Origin of the sequence: Rhodospirillum rubrum ATCC 11170, assembly GCF_000013085.1 — a bacterium.
Classification (GTDB): domain Bacteria; phylum Pseudomonadota; class Alphaproteobacteria; order Rhodospirillales; family Rhodospirillaceae; genus Rhodospirillum; species Rhodospirillum rubrum.
On record NC_007643.1, the window covers coordinates 3,946,828 to 3,968,943 of the forward strand.

At 68.4% G+C, this 22,116-nt stretch carries 16 protein-coding genes; 3 read left to right on the forward strand and 13 right to left on the reverse strand.

All coding sequences use genetic code 11. From position 1 onward, the window contains the following. Positions 1-71: 71 nt before the first annotated feature. Positions 72-599, reverse strand: coding sequence for a hypothetical protein (locus RRU_RS17720; RefSeq protein WP_237703801.1), 528 nt, complete (start codon positions 597-599; stop codon positions 72-74). A gap of 300 nt (positions 600-899) precedes the next feature. On the opposite strand from RRU_RS17720, the gene accD reads away from it, so the two are divergent. Continuing rightward, positions 900-1,940, forward strand: a complete 1,041-nt coding sequence (accD, locus tag RRU_RS17725; protein WP_014626593.1) for an acetyl-CoA carboxylase, carboxyltransferase subunit beta — start codon at positions 900-902, stop codon at positions 1,938-1,940. Between the two features lie 13 nt (positions 1,941-1,953). Then, the gene (locus tag RRU_RS17730) at positions 1,954-3,261 is read left to right on the forward strand and encodes a bifunctional folylpolyglutamate synthase/dihydrofolate synthase (protein WP_011391178.1); all 1,308 of its coding nucleotides are present in this window, start codon (positions 1,954-1,956) and stop codon (positions 3,259-3,261) included. Between the two features lie 4 nt (positions 3,262-3,265). On the opposite strand, the gene RRU_RS17735 is transcribed toward RRU_RS17730, so the two are convergent. From RRU_RS17735 to tsaE, 7 genes are all read right to left on the reverse strand, one after another. Further along, complete coding sequence (locus RRU_RS17735) at positions 3,266-4,789, reverse strand: methyltransferase (protein ID WP_011391179.1); 1,524 nt, start codon at positions 4,787-4,789, stop codon at positions 3,266-3,268. A 171-nt stretch (positions 4,790-4,960) separates the two neighbouring features. Then, on the reverse strand, positions 4,961-5,275 hold the full coding sequence (gene trxA, locus RRU_RS17740) for a thioredoxin TrxA (RefSeq protein ID WP_011391180.1): 315 nt from the start codon (positions 5,273-5,275) through the stop codon (positions 4,961-4,963). Between the two features lie 169 nt (positions 5,276-5,444). Further along, on the reverse strand, positions 5,445-9,008 hold the full coding sequence (gene addA / locus RRU_RS17745; protein WP_011391181.1) for a double-strand break repair helicase AddA: 3,564 nt from the start codon (positions 9,006-9,008) through the stop codon (positions 5,445-5,447). After that, positions 9,005-12,061 (reverse strand): double-strand break repair protein AddB, encoded by a 3,057-nt coding sequence (addB, locus tag RRU_RS17750; RefSeq protein WP_011391182.1) that lies wholly within the window; start codon positions 12,059-12,061, stop codon positions 9,005-9,007. The genes addA and addB overlap by 4 nt, the downstream gene beginning before the upstream one ends. 64 nt (positions 12,062-12,125) lie before the next feature. Beyond that, positions 12,126-12,887, reverse strand: a complete 762-nt coding sequence (locus RRU_RS17755; protein ID WP_011391183.1) for a nucleotidyltransferase family protein — start codon at positions 12,885-12,887, stop codon at positions 12,126-12,128. Positions 12,888-12,925: 38 nt separating this feature from the next. Beyond that, entirely contained in the window at positions 12,926-14,008 is a 1,083-nt protein-coding gene (locus RRU_RS17760; protein WP_011391184.1) for an aminoglycoside phosphotransferase family protein, read from the reverse strand. After that, positions 14,005-14,502, reverse strand: coding sequence for a tRNA (adenosine(37)-N6)-threonylcarbamoyltransferase complex ATPase subunit type 1 TsaE (gene tsaE, locus RRU_RS17765; protein ID WP_011391185.1), 498 nt, complete (start codon positions 14,500-14,502; stop codon positions 14,005-14,007). Before tsaE ends, RRU_RS17760 begins: the two co-directional genes overlap by 4 nt. A 123-nt stretch (positions 14,503-14,625) precedes the next feature. Between tsaE and RRU_RS17770 the strand changes: the two genes are divergently transcribed. Further along, entirely contained in the window at positions 14,626-15,663 is a 1,038-nt protein-coding gene (locus RRU_RS17770) for an NAD(P)/FAD-dependent oxidoreductase (RefSeq protein WP_011391186.1), read from the forward strand. A gap of 25 nt (positions 15,664-15,688) precedes the next feature. On the opposite strand, the gene RRU_RS17775 is transcribed toward RRU_RS17770, so the two are convergent. The 5 genes from RRU_RS17775 to ahcY all read right to left on the reverse strand — a co-directional run bounded on the left by RRU_RS17775 (position 15,689) and on the right by ahcY (position 22,078). After that, positions 15,689-15,871: a hypothetical protein gene (locus RRU_RS17775; protein ID WP_011391187.1), complete on the reverse strand. Its 183-nt coding sequence runs from the start codon at positions 15,869-15,871 to the stop codon at positions 15,689-15,691. 14 nt (positions 15,872-15,885) lie between these two features. Then, positions 15,886-16,500, reverse strand: coding sequence for a PadR family transcriptional regulator (locus RRU_RS17780; protein ID WP_011391188.1), 615 nt, complete (start codon positions 16,498-16,500; stop codon positions 15,886-15,888). 369 nt (positions 16,501-16,869) lie between these two features. After that, entirely contained in the window at positions 16,870-17,901 is a 1,032-nt protein-coding gene (locus RRU_RS17785; RefSeq protein ID WP_011391189.1) for an IS110-like element ISRhru3 family transposase, read from the reverse strand. 169 nt (positions 17,902-18,070) lie between these two features. After that, positions 18,071-20,476 carry a PAS domain-containing sensor histidine kinase gene (locus RRU_RS17790; protein WP_011391190.1) on the reverse strand — a complete coding sequence of 802 codons (2,406 nt, stop codon included), beginning with the start codon at positions 20,474-20,476 and terminating at the stop codon, positions 18,071-18,073. A gap of 198 nt (positions 20,477-20,674) precedes the next feature. Next, positions 20,675-22,078 carry an adenosylhomocysteinase gene (ahcY, locus tag RRU_RS17795; RefSeq protein WP_011391191.1) on the reverse strand — a complete coding sequence of 468 codons (1,404 nt, stop codon included), beginning with the start codon at positions 22,076-22,078 and terminating at the stop codon, positions 20,675-20,677. Positions 22,079-22,116 lie beyond the last annotated feature (38 nt).

The window sequence follows — 22,116 nt, forward strand, 5'->3', positions numbered from 1 at the left end:
CCCCGTCCTACGATTTTGATAGTCAAGCAAATCGTCGTCGCACTCTGGTTCAGATTGCTAGGGGATTTGCTCTAGCTTAACAGCGAGTGCCGTTCGCGCTCGGCCGGCTCATCGGCGACCTCCGCGGCGGTGGGATTGGACGTATAGGCCAGCAGGCTTTTGTTCACATCCACCGAGGCCGCCTTTTCCTGAAGGGCGATCACCGCCTGACCGGCTGTGGCGGTAGCGGCGGTAGCGGCGGTCGTCGCGGTGGCGGTGGCGGTGGTCGTCGCGGTGGCGGCCGCGATCGGCGTTCCATTGGTTTTTTCTTCGAACTGCGCCTTGATCATTTCGCGGATCTCCGCCTCGATCTTTTCGCGTTCGTCGGCCGGCAGGGCGGCGAGACTTGCCTCGTCCAGGCCCTTGGCGGCCAGTAAGCTGTAGCGCATCTTCTCCGCCGGGCTCAGGTTCACGAAGGCGAGGAACTCGTTCTTGGCCTTGGTCCCCTCCGACTCCGCGTCCTCTTCGACCCCGGCGGCGCCAGGCGAGTTGAGGAAAGTCGAAAACAGCCCCTGTACCTTGTCTTTCTCCTTGTCCTTATCCTTGCTGCTCGTCGTCAAGGACGACGACGGGGAATTTCCCGATCCTATCACCTCGATCGTCATCGCAAATCCTCCTGATCGTCTGGTGGGTGATGGCAGGCAAGAACCATGCCGGGTTGCGGCGACGGGGGTCGGCGGATTTGCCGGGGATCGCCGGGGATCGGCGGAGGTAAGGGGGGCCGAAACTGCCCGGTGCGGGCAGTTTTTGCCCGGTCAGCCCGTTGATGACGATCGATGGGGCGCGGCTCGGGCTTTCCCACGCCCCGCCGACGTGATAGACCCCCACCTTCGCGCAACGGTCTAGAGAGCACGCGACCCATGAACTGGCTGACAACCTACGTCCGGCCCAAGATCCGCAGCCTCGTCGGCCCCCGGGAGGTCCCCGAGAACCTCTGGCGGAAGTGCCCGGCTTGCGGGCATATGATCTTCCACAAAGAGTTGGAAAAGGCCCTTCAGGTCTGCACCCATTGCGGCCATCACATGCGCCTGCCGATCAAGCAGCGCCTGGAGCTGTTGTTCGATGACGGCGCCTATACGGCGATCGAGCTGCCCAAGCCGCCGCTTGATCCGCTGCGCTTCAAGGACATCAAGCGCTATTCCGACCGCTTGAAGGAAGCCCAGGCCAAAACCGGCGAAAAAGACGCGATCATCGTCGGTCATGGCAAGCTGATGGGCCAGGGCGTGGTCGTCGCCGCCTTCAATTTCGACTTCATGGGCGGCTCGATGGGCATGGCCGTGGGCGAGGGGCTGGTCGCCGCCGCCGAACTGGCCTTGCTGCAAAAGGTGCCGCTGATCGCCATCCCGTCGTCGGGGGGGGCGCGCATGCAGGAAGGCATCCTGTCGCTGATGCAGATGGCGCGCTCGACCGTCGCCGTCGATCGGGTGAAGGAAGCCGGCCTGCCCTATATTGTGCTGCTCACCGATCCGACCACCGGCGGCGTCACCGCCTCCTTCGCCATGCTGGGCGATATCGCCCTGGCCGAACCCGGGGCGGTGATCGGTTTCGCCGGCGCCCGGGTGATCGAGACGACGATCCGCGAAAAACTGCCCGAAGGCTTCCAGCGTTCCGAATACCTGCTGGAACACGGCATGGTCGACATGGTGGTGCCGCGTTCCGAGCTGAAGGAGACCTTGGCCCGCTTGATGGCGCTGCTGATGCGCCGCCCGCCAGCCGCCGAGGTGGTGACCCTGTCGCCGGACCACCGCCCCGCCGTGGTCGAGACGCCGCGCGAGGCGCCCAAGCCCAAGCCCCGGCCGCCGGTCGAGGATTTGGAGGCGGTGGCCCGCAAGGTCGATGACGCCGACTTCGACGGGGCGGACGCCCCGCCACCGCCCGCGCCCAAGCCGGCGAAGCCTTAGGCGGACCGTTGGCATGAACGCTCCCGATGGGGTGCTCGCCCGCTTGATGGGCCTGCACCCCAAGGTGATCGACCTGTCGCTCGGCCGCGTCGAGCGGTTGCTGGCCGCCCTGGGCCACCCCGAACGGGCCCTGCCGCCGGTCATCCATGTCGCGGGCACCAATGGCAAGGGATCGGTGGTCGCCACCTGCCGGGCCCTTCTGGAGGCGGCGGGCTACCGGGTCCATGTCTATACCAGCCCCCATTTGGTGCGCTTTGGCGAACGCATCCGGCTGGCCGGCACCCTGATCGCCGACGAGGCGCTCCGTCGGCTGCTTGAAGAGGTGGAAAGCGCCAATGCCAAGGCGCCGATCACCTTTTTCGAGGTGACGACGGCGGCGGCCTTCCTGGCCTTTTCGCGAAGCCCCGCCGATGTGACCTTGCTCGAGGTCGGCCTGGGCGGGCGCCTTGACGCCACCAATGTCATCGCCGATCCCGCCGTTTGCGCGGTGACGCCGATCGATCTTGATCATCAGCAGTATCTGGGATCAACGCTGACGGCCATCGCCGGGGAAAAGGCCGGGATTCTCAAGGCCGGAGCCCCCGCCGTCATCGCCCCCCAACCGCCCGAGGCCGCCCAAACCCTCGCCGCCCGCGCCACCGCCGTCGGCGCGCCGACCCTCTGGGCCGGGCGCGACTGGTCGTGGGAGCGCACGACGACGGGCTGGCGTTTCGCCGGGCTCGATCTGCCGCTCCCCGTGCTTGCCGGTCCCCATCAACTGGGCAACGCCGCCCAGGCCCTGGCGGTGATCGACGCCCTGGAGGCACGGACCGGCCTGCGGGTCGAGGGCGTGGCGCGGGCCAGGGGGCTGCGCGCCGTCGACTGGCCGGCCCGCCTGCAACGGTTAGACAGCGGCCCCTTGGTCGAGAGACTGGCCCCGGGAACCACCTTGTGGCTGGACGGTGGCCATAATCCCCATGCCGGCCGCGCCCTGGCCGCCGCCCTGGGCGACGATGCCAGCGGCCCGCTTGACGTGATTTGCGGCATGCTGGACACCAAGGACGCCGGGGGCTTCCTTGGCGCCCTGGCGCCGCTGGTGCGGCGTTTGCGGTGCGTGGCCGTTCCCGATGGCCAGACCGGCGCCGGCCTGGCCCCCGATGCCCTGGCCGGCCACGCCCGCGCCGCCGGCATCGCCGATGCCCGTTCCTGCGCCTCGGTAGCGGAGGCGCTGACCGACCTCGGCGCGGGCACGACACCGCCCCCCGCCGCCCGCATCCTGATTTGCGGCTCGCTCTATCTGGCCGGCACCGTGCTCGCCGAAAACGGCACTCCGCCGCGCTGAGGGGTCATCCCTCGACCACGCCCAAGACTCGCAGCCAGGGCAGGATATCGGTGATCAGGGGGGAAAGGCGGTCGGTCAGGGCCTGGGTGGTGGCCGGGCCGCAAGGGATGGCCTGATCGGCGAGGATCGCCAGCGCCCTCTCCACCGCCCCTTCCGGGCCGGCATCGCACAGCGCCACCAGCAGCAGGGCGTCGCGGTTATCCATCACCACGCCATCGCCCAGCACCTTGCTGGCCAGGGCGACGGTCGGTCCGCCTAGGCCCAGGGTCAGGGCCAGGGCGCGGTTGAGCGGATGGGGCAGGCGCAGGGGCCAGACCGGCGGCGCGGCCGGCGCCACATCGGCCGCCCGGGCATAGGGGCGGGCCAGCCCGCCGGCGGTCAGCAGGCGCAGGCCGTCGCGGATCAGCCCGGGCGGCACGCCTTCCAGGGCGGCGCTGGCGCAGAGCTCGCCAACCGGTCGCGGGCCAAGATCCAGGGCGGCAAGCAAGCTTTCAAACAGCGCCCCGCGAAACGACAGGGAAACCGCGCCGAAGCTCACTTCGGGGTTAGCTTGTCCCGGAGCGGCGGCCGGACCAAGGATGCGGCCGTCGTCGAAGGCTGTCAGGGCCGCGCCGTCGCTCGGCGCCGCACCCTTGATGTAAAGGTCGCGGCGGTGATCCTCGTTGCGGATGAAATCGCGGGTGGCCTCGACCTCGGCCCGGCTGGTGGCGGCGCGCAGCCTGGGTCGCAAGGCGGCCGGAACCGCCAGATCGATCAGATTGAGGAAGGCTTCGGCCCGCCCGGCGAAGGTCAGCCCCTGGGCGGCCATCTCGGCGTTGACCTGGGCGAAGTGCAAGGGCCGCAGGGTGCCGCCGAAGAACCGCCCGGCCAGGGCCTGGGGGCCGCGTTCGATCAGAGCGTCGAGGCGGGGGCCAAGGGCGGGATTGTCGCGGAAGAAATCGATGCCAGCGGCGCGCATCGCGCCCAGCCAGTCGATCGCCGCCCGCGCCCGCGCCACGGGATTGGCCGCTTGCCCGGCGGTGACGCTGAAAAGCAGGTCGCGCAAGGGCACCAGGGCGGCGGCGCCGGGCAGGGCGTCATAGGTGGCCAGCACGATGCCCCCGGGCTTGAGCAAGGTGCCCAGACGCGACAACAAGGCCTGACGCTCCTGGCCATCAAGCCAGCACAGAACATTGCCCAGAACCGCGAAATCCAGCGGCGGCAGGTCGAGGTCGTGGGGCTTGGTGTAATCGGCTTGCAGAAACGTCAGATTATCGAGGAAGGCGGCCTTGGCCAGCGCGCGCCCGGCGGCCAGGGCTTGGCCATCGGCATCGATGGCGAAGAAGCGGCCCTGCGGGTTGGCGGCGGCTAGGATGCTGGCGGTGATGCCCAAGCCGCAGCCGAAATCGGCCCAGGTGAACCCGTCGTCCAGGGGGCGCGGGGCGAAGCCGCAGAAGACCGCCGCGCCATTGAGGGCCGCCGGTCCGCGATCGGGCTGGAAATCGGCCAGGGCGGCGGCGGCCGGCGACAGCGGCGCGATCTCGTGCATGACAGCCTCTCCGCTTCGTCTTTCCGCAGTCGCGATCAAGGCTCCCCAAGAAGGGAAGGCTTCTCCGACGTCATTCGATCCCGTGGACGGGAGCCCGTCAAGGCGGGCTTTGCCCAAACGAAAACGGCCCTTCGCAAAGGGCCGTTCGTCAGGCGGGGAGGACGCCAAACCTCAGACCGAGGCTTCGACCCACTCAAACAGCTTGGTCTTGGGCAGGGCGCCGATCTTGGTCGCGGCGACTTGACCGTCCTTGAAGATCATCAGCGTCGGAATGCCGCGCACGCCGTATTTCGACGGGGTTTGCGGGTTTTCATCGATGTTGATCTTGGCCACGGTCACTTTGTCGCCAAGCGCGGTGGCCAGCTCTTCGAGAGCCGGGGCGATCTGGCGGCAGGGGCCGCACCATTCCGCCCAGAAGTCCACCAGCACGGGACCATCGGCCTTCAGGACATCCTCTTCGAAAGAGGCGTCGGAAACCTGCTTCATGATCACTATCCTTTGATATCGCGGCGAGGAGACCAAGGGGAAAGGGTCGCCCGGCCGGTTCTCCGAGCCAAATGTAGGGGCGCCTGAGCGGCCCCGTCAAGACGACGGCGTTAACCATTTTGGCGAAAACCCGGATGCTGCGCCGCACCCATCCCGCTTTCGGCCAGCCTTACCAACCCAGTTTCCGGGCTTCCTCGGCCAAACGCTCGGCGGGAATCTCCATGGCGAAGGGGCCATCGGTCCACAACAGCACACAACGCGCCACGCGGCTTGGGAAGACCTGGGCGAGCAGGGCGCGGTAGGCCGCCATCTGGCGGATATAGGCGATGTCGACCAGATCCACCGCGCGCGGCGGCGGGCGGTTGGTCTTGTAATCGACGATCAGAACCTCGTCGTCGGTCACCGCCAGCCGGTCGACCTGACCGCTGACCACGTGATTTCCCACCAGCCCGACCAGCGGCACCTCGGCCCGCGAGCCCGGGGCGAAGACGGCGCGAAAGGCCGGGTCATCGAGCACCGCCAGAACCTCGGCGCTCAAAGCCCCGATTTCCTCGGCCTCCAGGGCCCAGGCCGGGCGCGACAGCCAACGCCGCGCCGCCGGGCCGCGGTCCTCGTCGGGCAGTTCGGGCAGAAGCTGCAGCAGCTTGTGGATCAGCCGGCCGCGCAGGAATCGCCTGGGATCGCCCCGGCCATCCAGGGGCGAGCGCGCCGCGCCCTCGTCGCCGACATGGGAGGGGGCGAGGGGGCGGCTGGGAGTCGGTTCGAGCGGCGGCGGCAGGGCGGCCCAGGCGGCCGGGGCTTCGCCCTCCTCGTCGGCGGGGGCCGCGGAGTCGGAGGGGGACGGCGATCCTTCCTGGGGGCAGGTCAGGCGCAGAACCTCGGTGTCCTTAAGGGCGCCGGTCGCGTCCAGCAAGGGCACCTCGACCGTCTGGGCCGAGGCGGCGAGGGCATCGTGGATCAGGGCGTACCAGCAATCCTCGGCCGGGCGCTTCAGGGTCTCCCAGCCGCAGATGTAAAGCCGGTCGGCCGCCCGGGTCATCGCCACATAGAGCAGCCGGCGGTATTCGCGGTCGCGCTCGACCTTGAGGGCGTCGATCATCGCCTCGATGGCGGCGCCGCGATCGGCCTTGCTTGGGCACCAGAACGGCAGGGCGTCGGCGACGCCCTTGTCGGCGGTCCACAGCAACAGATCATTGCCCGTGGGTTTGGCCAGGGTGTCGGGCAGGAAGACCACCGGCGCCTGCAGACCCTTGGAGCCGTGAACGGTCATGATCCGCACCGCGTCAAGGGCGCCCTGGTCAAGGTCGCGCTTGATCTCGACGGTGCCCTTTTCCAGCCACGACAAAAAACCCTGCAGGGCGGGCGGACCGACGCGTTCATGGGCGAGGGTCAGGGCGAGGAATTCGTCGATCGGGTCCTCGGCCTCCGGGCCAAGGCGGCCGAGCAGCAGCCGCCGACCGTTGAGCGGACCATCCAGGACATGGGCGTAGAATTCATGGGGGGCGAGACGGCCGGCGCGGTCGCGCAGCGGCTCGATGATTTCCATCGCCTTGCCATAGGCGTTCTCGGCCCCGGCATGGGGGCGCAGGCGGTCCCAGAGGCGTTCGTCGCGGCCACGGTCGCGGGCGAGGGTGAACAGCGCGTCTTCGTCCAGGCCGATCAGCGGCCCCTTGAGCACGCTGGCCAGGGTCAGATCGTCCTCGGGCAGCAGCAGCGCCTTGCCAAGGGCGATCAGATCCATGACCGCGAGCTGATCGGTCAGGGTCATGCGATCGACGCCGGCCACCTCGACCTTGGCGCTTTTAAGGGCGCTGACCAACTCCTCTTCAAAGCCGCCGCGCCGGCGCACCAGCACCAGGATATCACCGGGACGAATCGGCCGGCCCTGGCTTTCCAGCAGTTCGCCGCCGCTCGTCATCGTTTTGATGCGCTGGGCGACGCGCTTGGCCAGCCGGGCGCGGGCGGATTCAAGGCCGATGCGTTCGACCGGCGGCTTCCAGGGATCGCCGACGACCCGGGGGGCCGGTTCCATCGCCGGCCAAAGCTCGACCAGTCCGCCGGCGTCCTTGCGGAAGGCGTGGTGGGTGATGTCCTCGGCCACACCGCTGTCGGCGTCGTCCTGGGCCACGCCGTCGCGGGCCGGTTGGCGGGCGAACACGGCGTTGACGGCCTCGAGCACGGCGCGGGTCGAGCGGAAGGAGATATTAAGCGGCACCTCGGCGAAGTGGCCGCCGATGTCGCTCACCGCGTCGTGAAAATGCCGGCGCATATCCTCGAAGGCCTTGGGATCGGCGCCTTGGAAGCCATAGATCGACTGCTTGCGGTCGCCGACGGCGAAAACCGTGCGCGGGCGCGTGCCATCCCAGCGGGCGCTGTCGGTGAAGAACTCGCCGGCCAGGGCGCTGGCGATCGCCCATTGGTCGGGGCTGGTGTCCTGGGCCTCGTCGACCAGCAGATGGTCAAGGCCGCCGTCGAGCTTGAACAGCACCCAGGCCGCCGCGCCATCGCCGGCCAGCAGGCGGCGGGCCGCCAGGATCAGATCCTCGTAATCCATCCGCCCCAGGGCCCGCTTGCGCCGCTGGTAATCCTTCAGCATCGCCCCGACCAAAGTTAGCAAGGCCTCGCTGGCCTGGGCGGTGGTGGCGGCGCGCAGGCGCTCGCGCAGGGTCCAGATGCGCTGTTGCTCGGCCTCCAGACTCTCAAGGGTCCCGGGATGGGCCTTTTCCACCGGCTTGGTGCACAGTGTCTTGACCGGTTTTTCGTCGGTTTTGGTCAAAAAGGCGCCGATATAGGTCCAAAACAGCCCTTCTCGGATCGCCGGATCGGTTTCGCTGACAAAAGCGGCGATGCGCAGGCCGCGTTCCTGATCGGTCTTGCCGCCCGCGATCAGGGCGGCGGCGGCGGCGCGTAACGACGGCCCATCGAAAGCGCCCTCGGCGCAGCCGTCGGCCAGAACGGTTTCGGGGGTATCGTCGGCCGCCAGCCCCAGGCTATCGCGAATCGCCTTGCCCAAGGCTTCGGCGCCGCCAAAATGGTCGAGCGCGGCCAGCAGCCGGCCGCGCTGCCCGCCCAGGGCCGCCATCACCTCGTCGAAGCGGCTTTCCGACAGATGGCCGGTGACCACCGCCAGGGCGGCGGCCAGGGCCGGATCGCCGCCCTCGCCGTCCTCGGCTTGGCGCGCCGCCCGCAGCACGGCGTCGCGGGCGCTTTGGTGCAGGGCCTGGGCCTCGCGGTCGTCGAGCACCTCGAAATGCGGCGCCACCCCGGCTTCCAGCGGGAAACGGCGCAGCAGGGTTTGGCAAAAGCCATGGATGGTCTGGATGCGCAAGCCGCCCGGGCAATCCAGCACCTGGGCGAACAGCCGCCGCGCCCGGCCGCTTAGGGCTTCGATGGCCTCTTCGCCCTCGGGCAGGCTCCCCAGCAGACTGGCAAGGCGGCCGCGCAAGGCCTCTTCGGGCAGGGTGGCCCAGCCGGCGAGCACGGCCGACACCCGGTTGGCCATTTCCGCCGCCGCCGCCTTGGTGAAGGTCAGGCACAGCAGGCGCTGCGGCGGGGTACCGGCCAGCAGCAGGCGCAGCACGCGATCGGTCAGCACCTTGGTCTTGCCCGTGCCCGCGCTCGCCGCCACCCAGGCCGAAGCCAGGGGATCGGCGGCGCGGCGCTGTGGCTTGGCCGGATCGAGGGGATCGGCCTCGGCGAGGAGGGGGGCGGGCTCCGACGGCGGGCGGGTCATTCGGCGTCGCCTTTCTCGGCCCATTCCTTGACCCGGGCCAGATGCTGATAGGGATTGAAGCGCGGGGCGTGGTCGGGATGGGGGCGGGCGAAATAGGGGGTGTCGGGATTATCAAAGGCGGTGATCAGATCGCTCAAGCCCTTATGGGCCGCTTCGGCCACCCCCTCGGGATCATCGGCGGCCTGGCGTATCTCGCCGCCCAGGCGATCGCCGCGCAGCTTCCAGAAGCCAAGATCGCTGACCGGCTTGCCGGCAATGCCAGGAAAGCAGCCTCGCGAGGCGAGAAGCGCTTCCAGGGGCAACTGCGGCGACAACCCCGACTCGACTTCCTTTTTCGAGGGCAGCATGCCGGTTTTATAGTCGATCACCGCCAGGGTGCCATCGCGGCGCAGATCGATGCGATCGGCCTTGGCGGTCAGGATGAAGGGGCCGGCCGGACCGGTCAGGGTCATTTCGGCGCGGCGTTCGGCGAAGACCTCAAGGATCTCGGGGCGGCGTTCGATCTCACGCTCGGCGATCCAATGCGCGATGCGCAGGAAGCGCGGCCACCAGAAGGCGCGCACGCCCGGCCGCGTCATATGCGGGGCGAAACGCAGGGTTCCCAGGCGAATGATCTCGGCCTCGGGGTCGCCGGGCAGGTCCTTGGGATAAAGGCCGACGAAATCCTCAAGGGCGCCGTGGACCAGGGTGCCGTAATCGGACACCCCGGGGTCGGCCTCCAGGGGATCAAGCTCGCTCAGCCCCAGGATGAACTGGGCATAGAGGGCGTAAGGGTCGCGCATCCAGGTTTCGATGCGGGTGACCGACAGCCGGCGCGGCCGGTCGGCCAGCGGCGGGCGCGGCTCGGGGGCGGGGCAGGGTTTGCGTTCACCCTGGGGCTGTTCCAGGCTGCGGGCCAGGGCGAGCAGGCGGTCGCCGCGCTGGCGGGCCTTCGCCCACTCCTTGTCCAATCCGGTGGCGCCGATCACCGCGTCAAGGCGGGTCAGCCAGCGCGAAGGCACGGTCGGCGTGCCCTCGACGCGCAGGGCCCGGGTGATCGCCACCTCGGGGGCGCAGAGCGCCTGGGAAACGTCGTGGGCGGCTAAGCCGATGCGGCGCTCGGGCTGGGGCAGGCCGATCTGATCGAGCATCGGCCGGCTCATCCACGGGCCGGTATCGACGGCGGCCGGCCAACCGCCCTCGTTCAGCCCGCCCAGGATCAGCAGATCGGCGCGCTGCAAGCGGGCTTCCAGCGGTCCCCACAGGAACAGCCGCGAATGAAGATCGCGCTTGGGCCGCACCGCCCGCCCGTCCATCAGGGCATCAAGCAGGGCCGGGTAGTGGCGGGGCGCGATGGCGCCCAGCGAGGGGGCGGCTTCGGTCAGATCGGCGCCAAGCAGGGCGGCGGCCTCGCCATCGTCACCAGCCCACAGCCGGGTGGCGCCGGGCTTTTCCACGCCACCCTCGCGGGCCTCGGCCAGCCCTTCGCAAAAGCGCATATGGGCATCGATGAGCGCGGCGACGTCGACCGGCTCGTCGCTGTCCATCAGGGTGCAGAACGGCCCGGCCAAAGCTTCAAGCCGCTCCAGCCAACCGCCAAGGTGGCGCTCCATGTCCGGATCATCGGCGGCCTTGATCGCCTGAGCGAGCCCAGCCACCCCGGGGTCGGGACGCGGGCCGCGCAGGACCTCGCGGTCGAGCAGGCGCAGGCGGGCGCGAAAGACCACCGGATCCTCGCCGCCAGCCGCCAAGGGATGCTGAAGCAGCGACAACAGGGCGACCGGCCCCAGGCCATCGGCCACCGCCTGGGCGGCCAGCCGCAGGAAGGCGCCGACGGGGGTTTGCGACAGCGGCCGGCCGGCGCTGTCATCGACGCGCAATCCCCAGCGGCCAAGGGCGGCGGCGACCCGGCGGGCCAGGGCGCGATCGGGGGTGATCAGGGCGGCGGTGCGCCCAGGGGTTTCCAAGGCGCCGCGCATCATCACGGCGATGGCGGCGGCTTCCTCGCGCGGGCCGGCGGCGCGCACCAGGGTGACCCCGTCAAGTGCCCGGGCGAAGGCCTCCCCGCCCGAGGGACCGCTCTCGCGCAGCCGTCGCCAGCGATCGGTGGTGGCGGCCGGGCGCAGGGCCTCGCGCACCAAAAGCGCACGGGCCGGTGGCGCGGCGATCGCGCCCCGGGGCGGGGTTTCGGAAAAAAACCTCACGGCCTGGCGCGACAGGCCCAGGGTGTCGAGCAGGCGTTTCATGCCGGCCTGGGGATGGCTGTCTTCCAAGGCCTCCCAGCTTTCGTCATCAAGCCCGATGTCAAGGCCGGGCAACACCACCAGCCCCTGGGGCAGATGGGCGATGGTGGCGAGCAGGGCGGCGGTGGCCGGGACCGATCCGGTGGAGCCGGCGGCGATCACCGGGCCGGCCGGCGGATGGGCGGCCCAGGCGGCGGCTTGGGCGTCGAGCACCTTGTTGCGATGGTCGGCGGGATCAAGGGCGTGGTGGGCGGCCAGCAATCCCGGCCAAACCGAGGTCAGCAGGGCGAGGAAATCAAGGGTGAGTTGCCAGTGCTCGGCCAGCGGCGAGGTTTGGGGAACCAGGGCGGCGACGGTGGACAGGTCGATGTGTTCGGTCTGCGCCAGATCGAGCAGCCCGGCCAGATCCTGGGCGAGGCGCAGCGCCTGGGCCGGGGTCATGGCGCTATCGCCGCCCGCCGTGGCCTTGGCGCTATCGCGGGCGAGGATCAGCCGCGCCAGCAGCACCTGACGTTCGAGCGGCGCGATGGGCGGCGCGAAGTCGAGGGTTGGGCGGAGAGCGCCATCGGCCAGTCCGGCCCCGGCCGATTCGTCTTCTTCAAGATCGCCCAAAGGCAGGATGCGCGGCAGCAGGGCGGCCTTGCCGCCCTCGATCCTCAGGAAGGCCTCGCGCAGGGCCCGGCAGGCGCGCCGCGTCGGCAACAGCACGGTGACGCGGGTGGCGGCCAGCGGATCGGCCGTCCGGTCGCCCAGTCGGTCCACGATGCCCGCCGCCAGGGTGTCGAGGAAGGGCAGTCCGGCGGGAATGGTTTGGACGGCGTCGGGGCGCATGGGATCTCCTGGGCGGGGGCGAACGATAGCAGAGGCGCGCCGCGTCGGCCACCCGCCCAGGATGTTACTGGTCGCTCATCGAGCTGTGCTGACCCAGGATGGTTTCGGTATGGACCAGGGCCTGGGGGGTACCGACATGGTACCATTCCCCATCGTGAACGATGGCGGCCAGCCGGTCTTCCGACAGCGCCCGGTCATAAAGGACGTTCAGCGAGAACGGGCCCTCGGGCGCATCGTCAAACAGCCGGGGGTGGAGGATCTGCACGCCGGTGAAAATGAACGGCGCCATGTGCATCTCGGCGCGGCGCGTCGGCCGACCCAAGGGATCAAGGTCGAAATCGCCCAGGCCCTCATAGCCATGGGCGGCGGCCAGCGGATGGAGCAGCAGCAAGGCGTCCATGGTCTCGGGGTCCCAGGCGGCGGCCAGCCGGTCAAGGGCCGGAATGGTGCCGTTCAGCCACAGAACATCGGAATTCAGCACATAGAAAGGGTCGTCGCCCAGATGGGGCAGGGCCTTGCGCACGCCGCCGCCGGTTTCCAGGCGCTGACCGGTCTCGTCGCTGAAGTGGATGCGCGGCGTGGCTCGGCCTTGCAGATGGGCTTCGAGCATTTCGGGCAGGTGGTGGAGGTTGACCACCGCCTCCTCGACCCCGGCGGTGGCCAGATGGTCAAGGGCCCAGTCGATCAGCGGCTTGTCGTGGATCGCCACCAGCGGCTTGGGCATGGTTTCGGTCAGCGGACGCATGCGCAGGCCAAGACCGGCGGCCAGGACCATGGCGCGTCGGGGATGGAGGAGAACGGGGGCAGAAGCCGGATCGGCTGCCATCTTGAGGTACCTTCGTTATCTTAAAAAAGCCCGCGCCCTCAGGCGAGCGGGCGGGAAAGCGGGTGGGGATCGGGCACGCGGCGCGCGTCCTTGGGAACGGCGTGATCAAGCCACCGGGCGAGCGGGGCCAGGGCCGGATGGGCCAGGGAGCGCTCGAGCAGCCGCCACAGCCGGGGAATATGGACCAGATAGCCGGGTTTGCCATCGCGATGGGCAAGGCGGGTGAAGATGCCGATGACCTTGAGATGGCGCAAGGCGGCGAGCACCGCCCAACTGGCGGCGAAGGCCTCGCGGTCAAGCCCAGGGAAATGGTCGAGATAACGCCCGGTCATCGCCGTCATCAACGTAGGATCGATATCGCGGCGGGCGTCCTCAAGCAGGCTCATCAGATCATAGGTCAGCGGCCCGGCCACCGCGTCTTGGAAATCCAGCAGACCGCAACGCGCTTGTCCCGTCCGCCCGGGCAGCAGCAGCAGGTTGTCCACATGGAAATCACGCAGGACCAGCGTTTGGTCAACCCCACGCGCCACCGGCAGAACCTCGGCCAGATGGCAGCGGAAGGCCTCGAGCGTCGCGCCGTCCAGGGCTTGGCCCAGCAACGCCGGCACGGTCCATTGGGCGAACAGCAGCGGTTCGGCCAGCATCCTGGCGTCGTCATAGGCCGGCAGGTCGGCGGGCAGGCCCCGCGCCCGGGTTTTGGTGTGAAGCTCGGCCAGAACATCGATCGCCAGGGCATAAAGGGCCGTCTCGTCGTGGCCCTGGCCGAGCAGGCGGGTATAGGTGCCCTCGCCGAGGTCTTCAAGCAGCACGAAGCCGGCGGTCTCGTCGGCGGCCAGCACCTCGGGGGCCGAGAAGCCAAGGTTTGTGAGGTGGCGGGCGATGCCAAGGAAGGGGCGGACATCTTCCAGCGGCGGCGGCGCGTCCATCAGCACGGCGGTTGCGCCGCTATCGCGCGTCAGGCGGTCATAGCGGCGGAAGCTGGCATCCCCGGCCAGCAGGCGGCGCCCGGCCTTATCCCAGCCGCTGGCGGCCAGCAACCGCTCCAGGGCGGCGGCGCGGTCGCTGGCGGAAAGGCCGGGGGCGGAAGGGGCGGGGGAACGAAGCGGTATAAGGGAGGTCATCGCGGCGGCGGATCCAGAAAAAAGGCGGGTTCGGCGGGCAAGCGTCCGGCCCATCGGCCGCGTTCGCTCAAAGTGGCGATCCGCCCCGCTCCGCTGGCGTCCGGGCCAAGGCGGATATCCAGGCGATCGGCGGGCAGCAGGGCGCCCAAGCGGTCGGGCCATTCGATCAGGCTGATGCCTTCGGCGAAGGCGTCCTCGATGGCCAGGGCCAGGGCCTCCTCGGGGTCGTCCAGGCGATACAGATCGAAATGCCAGATCATCGGCTTCGCCCCATCGGCCGGATCATAGGTCTGGACCAGGGTGAAGGTCGGGCTGGGCACCTCTTCGTCGGGCGTGGTCAGGGCGCGGATCAGGGCGCGAGCCAGGGCGGATTTACCCGCCCCCAGATCGCCGATCAGTGCCAGAACATCGCCGCCCCGCACCAGCCGCGCCAGGGCGGCGCCCAGGCGATCGGTGGCGGAGGGGTCGGGCAGGAAAAGGCTCAGCTCGCTCATGGGGGCGGTTTTACTCGCCCAACCGCCGGCCCGCAACGGATCGCTGCGGGCTTGCGCCGGTGGGGTCGCTCGCCGTACACCTCGGCCGATGGTTTTTTCCTCCCCCCAGCCGGATTTCCCGCCATGTCGCAGAGCACTCCCCTTCGTACCGATGTCGTCGTCATCGGCGCCGGCCCGGTCGGGCTTTCGGCGGTCTTCCAATGTGGCATGCTGAAGCTGCGCTGCCATGTGGTCGATGCGCTGGAGGCGCCGGGCGGCCAGTTGACGGCGCTTTATCCCGAAAAGCCGATCTACGACGTTCCGGGGTTTCCCTCGATTCCGGCCGGCGAGTTGATCGACCGCCTGCTTGAACAAGTCGCGCCGTTCACGCCCGAGTTCCACCTTTCTCAGCAGGTGATCGCCCTGGAGGCGGTGGCGGGCGCCGAGCCGGCGGCGTGGCGCCTGACCACCTCGCGCGGCGTGGTGCTCGAAGCGGCGGCGGTGATCATCGCCGCCGGGGCCGGGGCCTTTGGTCCCAACCGGCCGCCGCTTGATCGGCTGGAAGCCTTCGAAGGCACCAGCGTCTTTTATATGGTGTCCAAACGCGAGGCCTTCCGTGGCCGCAAGGTGGTGATCGCCGGCGGCGGCGATTCGGCGGTGGATTGGGCGATCTCGCTCTCGGATGTGGCCGAGCGGGTTCATGTCGTCCATCGCCGCCCCAAATTCCGCTGCGCCCCGGAAAGCGCCGCCCGCCTTGACCAACTGGCGGCCGAGGGCAAGATCGATCTGGTCATTCCGTATCAGTTGAAGGCGCTTGGCGGCACCGAGGGGCGTTTGGAGTCGGTGACCGTGGCCGATCTCGATGGCGCGGAGCGCCAGCTGGACGCCGATGTTCTGCTGCCCTTCTTCGGGCTGGCGGCCAATCTGGGGCCGATCGCCGAGTGGGGCCTGGGGGTGGAGCGCCAGACCATCCCGGTGACCCAGGCGACCTGCCGCACCGCCCGCCCGGGGATCTATGCGGTGGGCGATGTGGCGAGCTATCCGGGCAAGCTCAAGCTGATCTTGACCGGTTTCGCCGAAGCCTCGGCCGCCGCCCACAACGCCTTCCATGACTGCCGCCCCGGCGAGGCCCTGCATTTCGAGCATTCGACCACGACTGGCGTACCCGGCATTCCCGCGTAACGGCGGCGCTTAAGGGGGGCGTCGCTCAAGGGCCGGCGGCCGAGCCGTCGTCCCCCTCGCTGCGCCAGGGGCCCCGGCGGTTTTGGCGCCAGCGAAAGCTCGCCGTCGCCGGGGCGGCTTCGGCGGCGGGCGGCGGCGGGCCGGCAAGGCGATCAAGCGCTTCGGCCAGCAGGGTCCGGAGCGCGGTGATCTCGTCGGGTGTTTCCATCGCGCCGTGTCCCTTCAGCTCCGTTCGATGGTCGCCGCCGCGTCGTCCAGGGCCTTGGCGATGGTCTCAGTCTCGGCTTCGGACAGCGGCCCGCGATCCAAGCGCAGGCGAACGGTCAGCTTGAGGTTTTCTATGGCGCGGACGATCTGCGGCGCCGTCCCGCCGCCCCGGCGTTCGCCGGCCTCGTCCATGCGGGCGAAAACCGCGGTGACGGTATCACGATTGGCCTCGAGGAAGGCCAAGCCCTCATCGGTGATCGCATAAAGCTTGCGCGGGCCGGTTTCGGTGCTGACCGTCACATAACCCAATTCGTCAAGCAGGGTCAGGGTGGGGTAGATCACCCCGGGGCTTGGGCTATAGGCGCCGCCGACCCGGTCTTCGATGGCTTTGATCAGTTCATAGCCATGGCTGGGCTTGTCGGCAATCAGGCCGAGAATGACGAAGCGCAGATCGCCGTGATCAAAGAAGCGCCCCATCGAGCCGCCCCGTCCGCCCCGCCCACCGCCGCGATGCCCGCCCTCGCCGCCATGGCCAAAGCCATGGCCATGCCGGGCCAACCCCTCAAAAGCCCGCCCGATCGGCCCCCGGCCAAAGCGTTGGCCCAGGGGATGGGTGAAAAGATGTCTCATAGTGATGTCCTCGATAGTGTTTCGATATAACGAAATTATAGATATATCGAAACACAGTCTGATGCAAGGCCGACGGGGAGATTTTTTCGCGGGGAAGGGGCGGGGAAGTTAGCGGGGCGCGGAGAAAAGGGGGTCTTCCGTAATGGGCCTTCTGGTGTCAACCCCCGAGAGTTGTCTCGTCGCCGTCTCACGCTTCCGTCCGTGGTCGGCACGTGGCCGCCACACCATGCTATCAGAGGGAATCCGTGAGCCGATCTGACCCGCGTGCTCCAGGGCACAACTCCCTTTGCGGCTTCAACGGACTCCGCGTCCCGGCGACGGGACCTCGGAAGGCGGAACCGTTCAGTCCCACCTGAAAGCTATTTCCTTTTACGCCGAGGTGATCTCCTTCCCCCAACGGAAGTCGCTGCCATCGATCCACATGCGATGGAGCACCGTGGCCAACTTGCGGGCCAGGGCCACCTTGGCCCGCTTCATGCCGCGTCGCTTGGCGACCTCCAAGGCCCAGCGCTTCAAGCTTGAGAAGCGCTGGGATCTGGTTAGCAGCACCTGCGCCGCCTCATAGAGCGCCATCCGTACCATGGCATCGCCGGTGCGGGTGATGCCTCCGGTAATGTCGGTTTCGCCCGATTGATATTTCTTCGGGGTCAACCCGAAATGGGCGCCGACCGTCTTTGACGAGGTAAAGCGACTGGGATCATCAATCCCGCTTTTGAAGGTAAGCGCCACCAGGGGGCCGACGCCCGGCACCGTCATCAGGCGGCGGCAGAGGTCGTCCCTTCGCACAATCGCCAAAATCTGGCGATGCAGAAGGGTGAATTCCGCACGCAAGGCATCGCGGGCGCGCAGCATCGGCTCGGCGACCGTTTCCAACATGGCTTGCCCGGCCACCAATTCGCGGATGCGGGCGGCGAACCGCCCCTTGCTAATGACCCCGACTTTGAGGCCGAAGCCGCGCAGCAGGCCGCGAATGCCTTGCTCGAGGTCTCCCATCTTGCTTTGCAGAAGCTTGCGCCCCACCAGCAGCACCCGGATTTCCTGGGCCGAGTTGGTTTTGCAATGCACCGGACGGAACCACCCCATCCGCAGCAAATGGGCGATGCCACGCGCATCCTTGCGGTCGGTCTTCACCGTCATCGCCGACAGTCCGGCTTTGACATGACGGGTTTCCAAAAGAACCACATCGTATCCGCCAGCCGTCAGTCCGGCGTGCAGCCACTGCGATAACGGTCCGGCTTCCAGGCCGATCCGGCTCAGCGTCACACCAAGCCCGCCGAACAGGCCAATCAGCGCTTCCGGATCGCTCGCCACCTTCACTTCCCGAAAGATCTTGCCATCCTGGTTCACGATGCACACGCTGCTCAGTTCCAATGAAACGTCGATGCCGGCATAGTAGTCCATGGCTATCCCCGTCGATGCTTGGGGCCGATCGCTTCGGACCCCGTGGTTCTTCAACACCATCTTCGGGGATGGCCACCTTGCCTGGCTAGACTCCTGGCCAAGGCCCATTACCGCATCTGACCCCTTTTAAAAGGAGGGCGGCGGCCGCCGCCGCTTCACGCCGCCGCCCTCAGCCCGAGGTGGGGATGCGGACGGTGACGGTGGTGCCTTCGCCGGGCACGCTGACCAAATCGACGGCGCCGCCGTGGAGTTCGACGAAGCGGCGCACCAGGGCCAGCCCCAGGCCGGCGCCATCGGCGCGCGGGCCCTTGGCGAAGCTTTCAAAGGCGCGGGTTTGCAAGATCTCGTCCATGCCGCGTCCGGTATCGGCGACGGTGAACACCATGGTGCCGCCGTCGGGGGTGTCCTCGCGTTGCACGGCCAGGGTCACCTGACCGCCGGCGTCGGTGCCGGTGATGGCGTTCGACATCAGGTGGAAGAGGATCTGCTTGATGCGGGTTTCGTCAGCGACCATCCAGCCGGCATCGGGCGGGCAGTCGAAATTCAAGGTGACGCCCCGGCGCCGCGCCGATTCGCGGCCCAGGGCCAGCACGGCGGCCAGGGCGGCGTGGATGTCGAAGGCGTCAAGTTCCAGGGCCAGCTTGCCGGCCTGCATGCTGACCAGATCGGTGATCTCGTCGATCAACCGCACCACTTGGCGCGAGGTTTCGGTGATCACCTCGGCGTATTCGCGCTGACGGGTATTGAGCTCGCCGTAATAGGCCCCCGACAGGATCTCGGAAAAGCCCGAGATGGTGGTCAGCGGCGTGCGCAATTCATAAGACACATTGGCGATGAATTCGCTTTTCATCATATCGGCGGCGCGCAGGGCCTCGGTGCGTTCGCTCAAGGCCTGTTCCACCCGCACCCGGTCGGTGATGTCGAGGATCGACAGCAACAACCCGCCATCGGGCAGCGGCACGGTGGCGTAATCAAGATGGCGGCCGTCGCGGCGCACCAGCCGGCCGTTGCGCGGACCGGCGCTTTCGTCGCGAACGCAGAGCCGGCGGCGGAAGGTTTCCCAGGCGCCATCGGCGATCATCGCCGCCTCCATGTCGTCAAGCAGGGCGGCGGCCTGGGGCTCGCTGTCGGTACCGGCGCCGCTCCACAGCTGGGAGAAGGCCGGATTGGACAGGCGCAGCCGGCCATTGGCGCCAAAGACGGCGACCGCCTCGTGCAGGTGGTCGATGGTCTCGCGCTGCACGGCGGTCAGCTGGTTGTAGGAGCGTTCCAGGGCCAGACTGTCGGTGACATCCTCGAAGGTGGTGATCAGCCCGCCCAGCGGATGGGGGGCGATCACCCGGCGCAGAGTGGCGCCGTCGGGCAGGTGCAAGATGTCTTCGCGCGGGCGCAGAAGCTTGGTGAAATAGCCCAGTTCGCCGGCCTTATAGGCCGGGAAATCGGCGACCTCGGGCAGGCGGCGGTTTTCGCGCTGGCGTTCAAGGAAATCGCCATAGGACGGCTCGCCGTTGAGCCAATCGGACTCGAGCCCCCACAGGCTGGCGAAGGCGGCGTTGTGGAACGACAAGCGGGTATCGCCGCCGAAGATGGCGATGGCCGAGCCCAGGCGCTCAAGCACCTCGGCATGGGCCTCGGTCTCGCGCTCCAGGCGGCTTTCAACCTCTTCGATCGGCGTGATGTCCTGGGCGATGCCAACCGTGTGACCGCGCAAGGGTCCCTCGGACAAGGGCGTCTCGGTGATTTCCAGCAGCTTGCGCTCGCCGTCGAGCACGGCGTGGAAGCGGGCGCGGGCCGGGCGTCCGGCCGCCCGGCTACGCGCCGCCAGGGCGCGCATTTCCTGACCGGTGGCCCCGGGGGCGAGTTCGCGGCGCGCCGTCAAGGCATCGCCGGCCGACCCCAGGTCAAGGGCCCGGGCCAGCGCCGTATTGCCATCGCCAATGGCCAGACTGTCGTCGCGGGTCCAGATCGGCGCCGGCAGGGCGTCGACCACGGCGCGCAGGCGGTCGCGTTCGGCCTGCAGGGCCTGGGCGCGGCGGCCTTGCACATCGCCAACCCGGGTTTCCTCGGTCACGTCGCGCATCCACAGCAGATCGGCCAGGGCGTGGCCGTCGCCGGCGTTGGCGCGGATGCCGACGGTGCGCACCCGCCGACCGCTGGCGGCGAGCAAAAGGTCAAGAACGAAGCCCCGGCCCTCGCGGCGCAGCACGGCGATCATGCCTTCGAGGGCCTGGGCGTCGCCTTCGGCGAAAACGCCGATGATTTCCTTCAGCTCGGCATTGACGCCCGAGGGCAGGCGCAACAGCACCGCCAGCCGGCGCGAACAGAACTCGCGTCCACGCAACGGCCCGTCAAGCGCCCACAGGTAATAGCCATCGCTGGCGGTGGCCAGGATCTCGCGCAGGGCCTCGGCTTCGTATTCGGCCTGATGGCGGCTCTCCAGGCTGCGCAGCCAAGCCGAGCGCCAGCGCAGGGCCAGCCCGCCCATCAGGACGGCGACCGTCCCGGCGACCAGGACGATGAGGGTTCCGATCTGGGTCGGCAGAACGGAATCGGCGAAGGAGGGGTCCGAAAACATGGGAAGGGGCCATCGCCGAAGCGGGAAAAGGGCGGGAAGCGTGGCCGGGCGTTACGGAAAATGCAAGCGGCTTCGGACGAGGGCGCGGCGCCCCGCCGATCTCCCCCGCCGGCGAAAGCGCCAACGGCCCCTTCCTTGCGGAAGGGGCCGTCAGCCAAGCGGAGTCGGGCGAAAAAAGGCCCGGAGCCGTATGAGGTCCTAGTAGCGGTAGGCCTCGCCCTTGAACGGGCCCTGGGGCGTCACGCCGATATAGGCGGCCTGCTTGGGCGACAGGGTGGACAAGCGCACGCCAAGCTTTTCCAGATGCAGGCGGGCCACCTTCTCATCGAGATGCTTGGGCAGCACGTAAACGCGGTTGGCGTATTTGCCATCGGCGTTATTGGCGAACAGCTCGATCTGGGCCAGGGTCTGATTGGTGAACGAGGCGCTCATGACGAAGCTGGGGTGGCCGGTGGCGCACCCCAGGTTCACCAGCCGGCCCTGGGCGAGCAGGATGATGCGGTGACCATCGGGGAAGGTGATCTCGTCGACCTGCGGCTTGACGTTGTTCCAGGTGAGGTTCTTGAGGGCGGCGACCTGGATCTCGTTATCGAAATGGCCGATGTTGCAAACGATCGCCCGATCCTTCATCGCCCGCATGTGATCAAGGGTGATGACGTCGATATTGCCGGTGGTGGTCACGAAGATATCGCCGCGCGGCGCGGCGTCCTCCATGGTCACCACCTCGAAGCCCTCCATGGCCGCCTGCAGGGCGCAGATCGGATCGACCTCGGTCACCAGCACCCGGCAGCCGGAGCTGCGCAGCGATTCCGACGAGCCCTTGCCGACATCGCCATAGCCGGCGACCACGGCGACCTTGCCCGCCATCATCACGTCGGTGGCGCGGCGGATGCCGTCGACCAGGGATTCGCGGCAGCCGTATTTGTTGTCGAACTTCGACTTGGTCACCGAGTCGTTGACGTTGATCGCCGGGAACGGCAGGGTCCCGGCCTTCTCCATCTCGTAAAGCCGGTGAACGCCGGTGGTGGTCTCCTCGGTCACGCCCTTGATCGCGGCGAGAACGGTGGAATACCAGCCGGGCTTGGCCGCCAAACGGGCCTTGATCGCGGCGTAAAGCACTTCCTCTTCTTCGCTGGTCGGATTGTCGAGCAGCGAAGCGTCCTTTTCGGCGCGGGCGCCGAGGTGGATGAGCAAGGTGGCGTCGCCGCCGTCATCAAGGATCATGTTCGGCGTGCCGCCATCGGCCCATTCGAAGATCTTATGGGTGTAGTCCCAATAATCCTCCAGGCCTTCCCCCTTGCGGGCGAAAACCGGGATGCCGGCGGCGGCGATGGCGGCGGCGGCGTGGTCCTGGGTCGAATAGATGTTACACGAGGCCCAGCGGACATCGGCGCCCAGCGCCACCAGGGTCTCGATCAGCACCGCCGTCTGGATGGTCATATGCAGCGAGCCGGCGACCCGCGCGCCCTTGAGCGGCTGGGCCTTGGCGTATTCGGCCCGCGTCGCCATCAGCCCGGGCATTTCGCTTTCGGCGATGTCGATCTCCTTGCGACCCCAGTCCGCCAGGGAAATGTCCGTGACCACATAATCGGTGAAGCTCATTGCTGCTCTCCGCAATAGGGAAGGGGCCGCATGCGAGG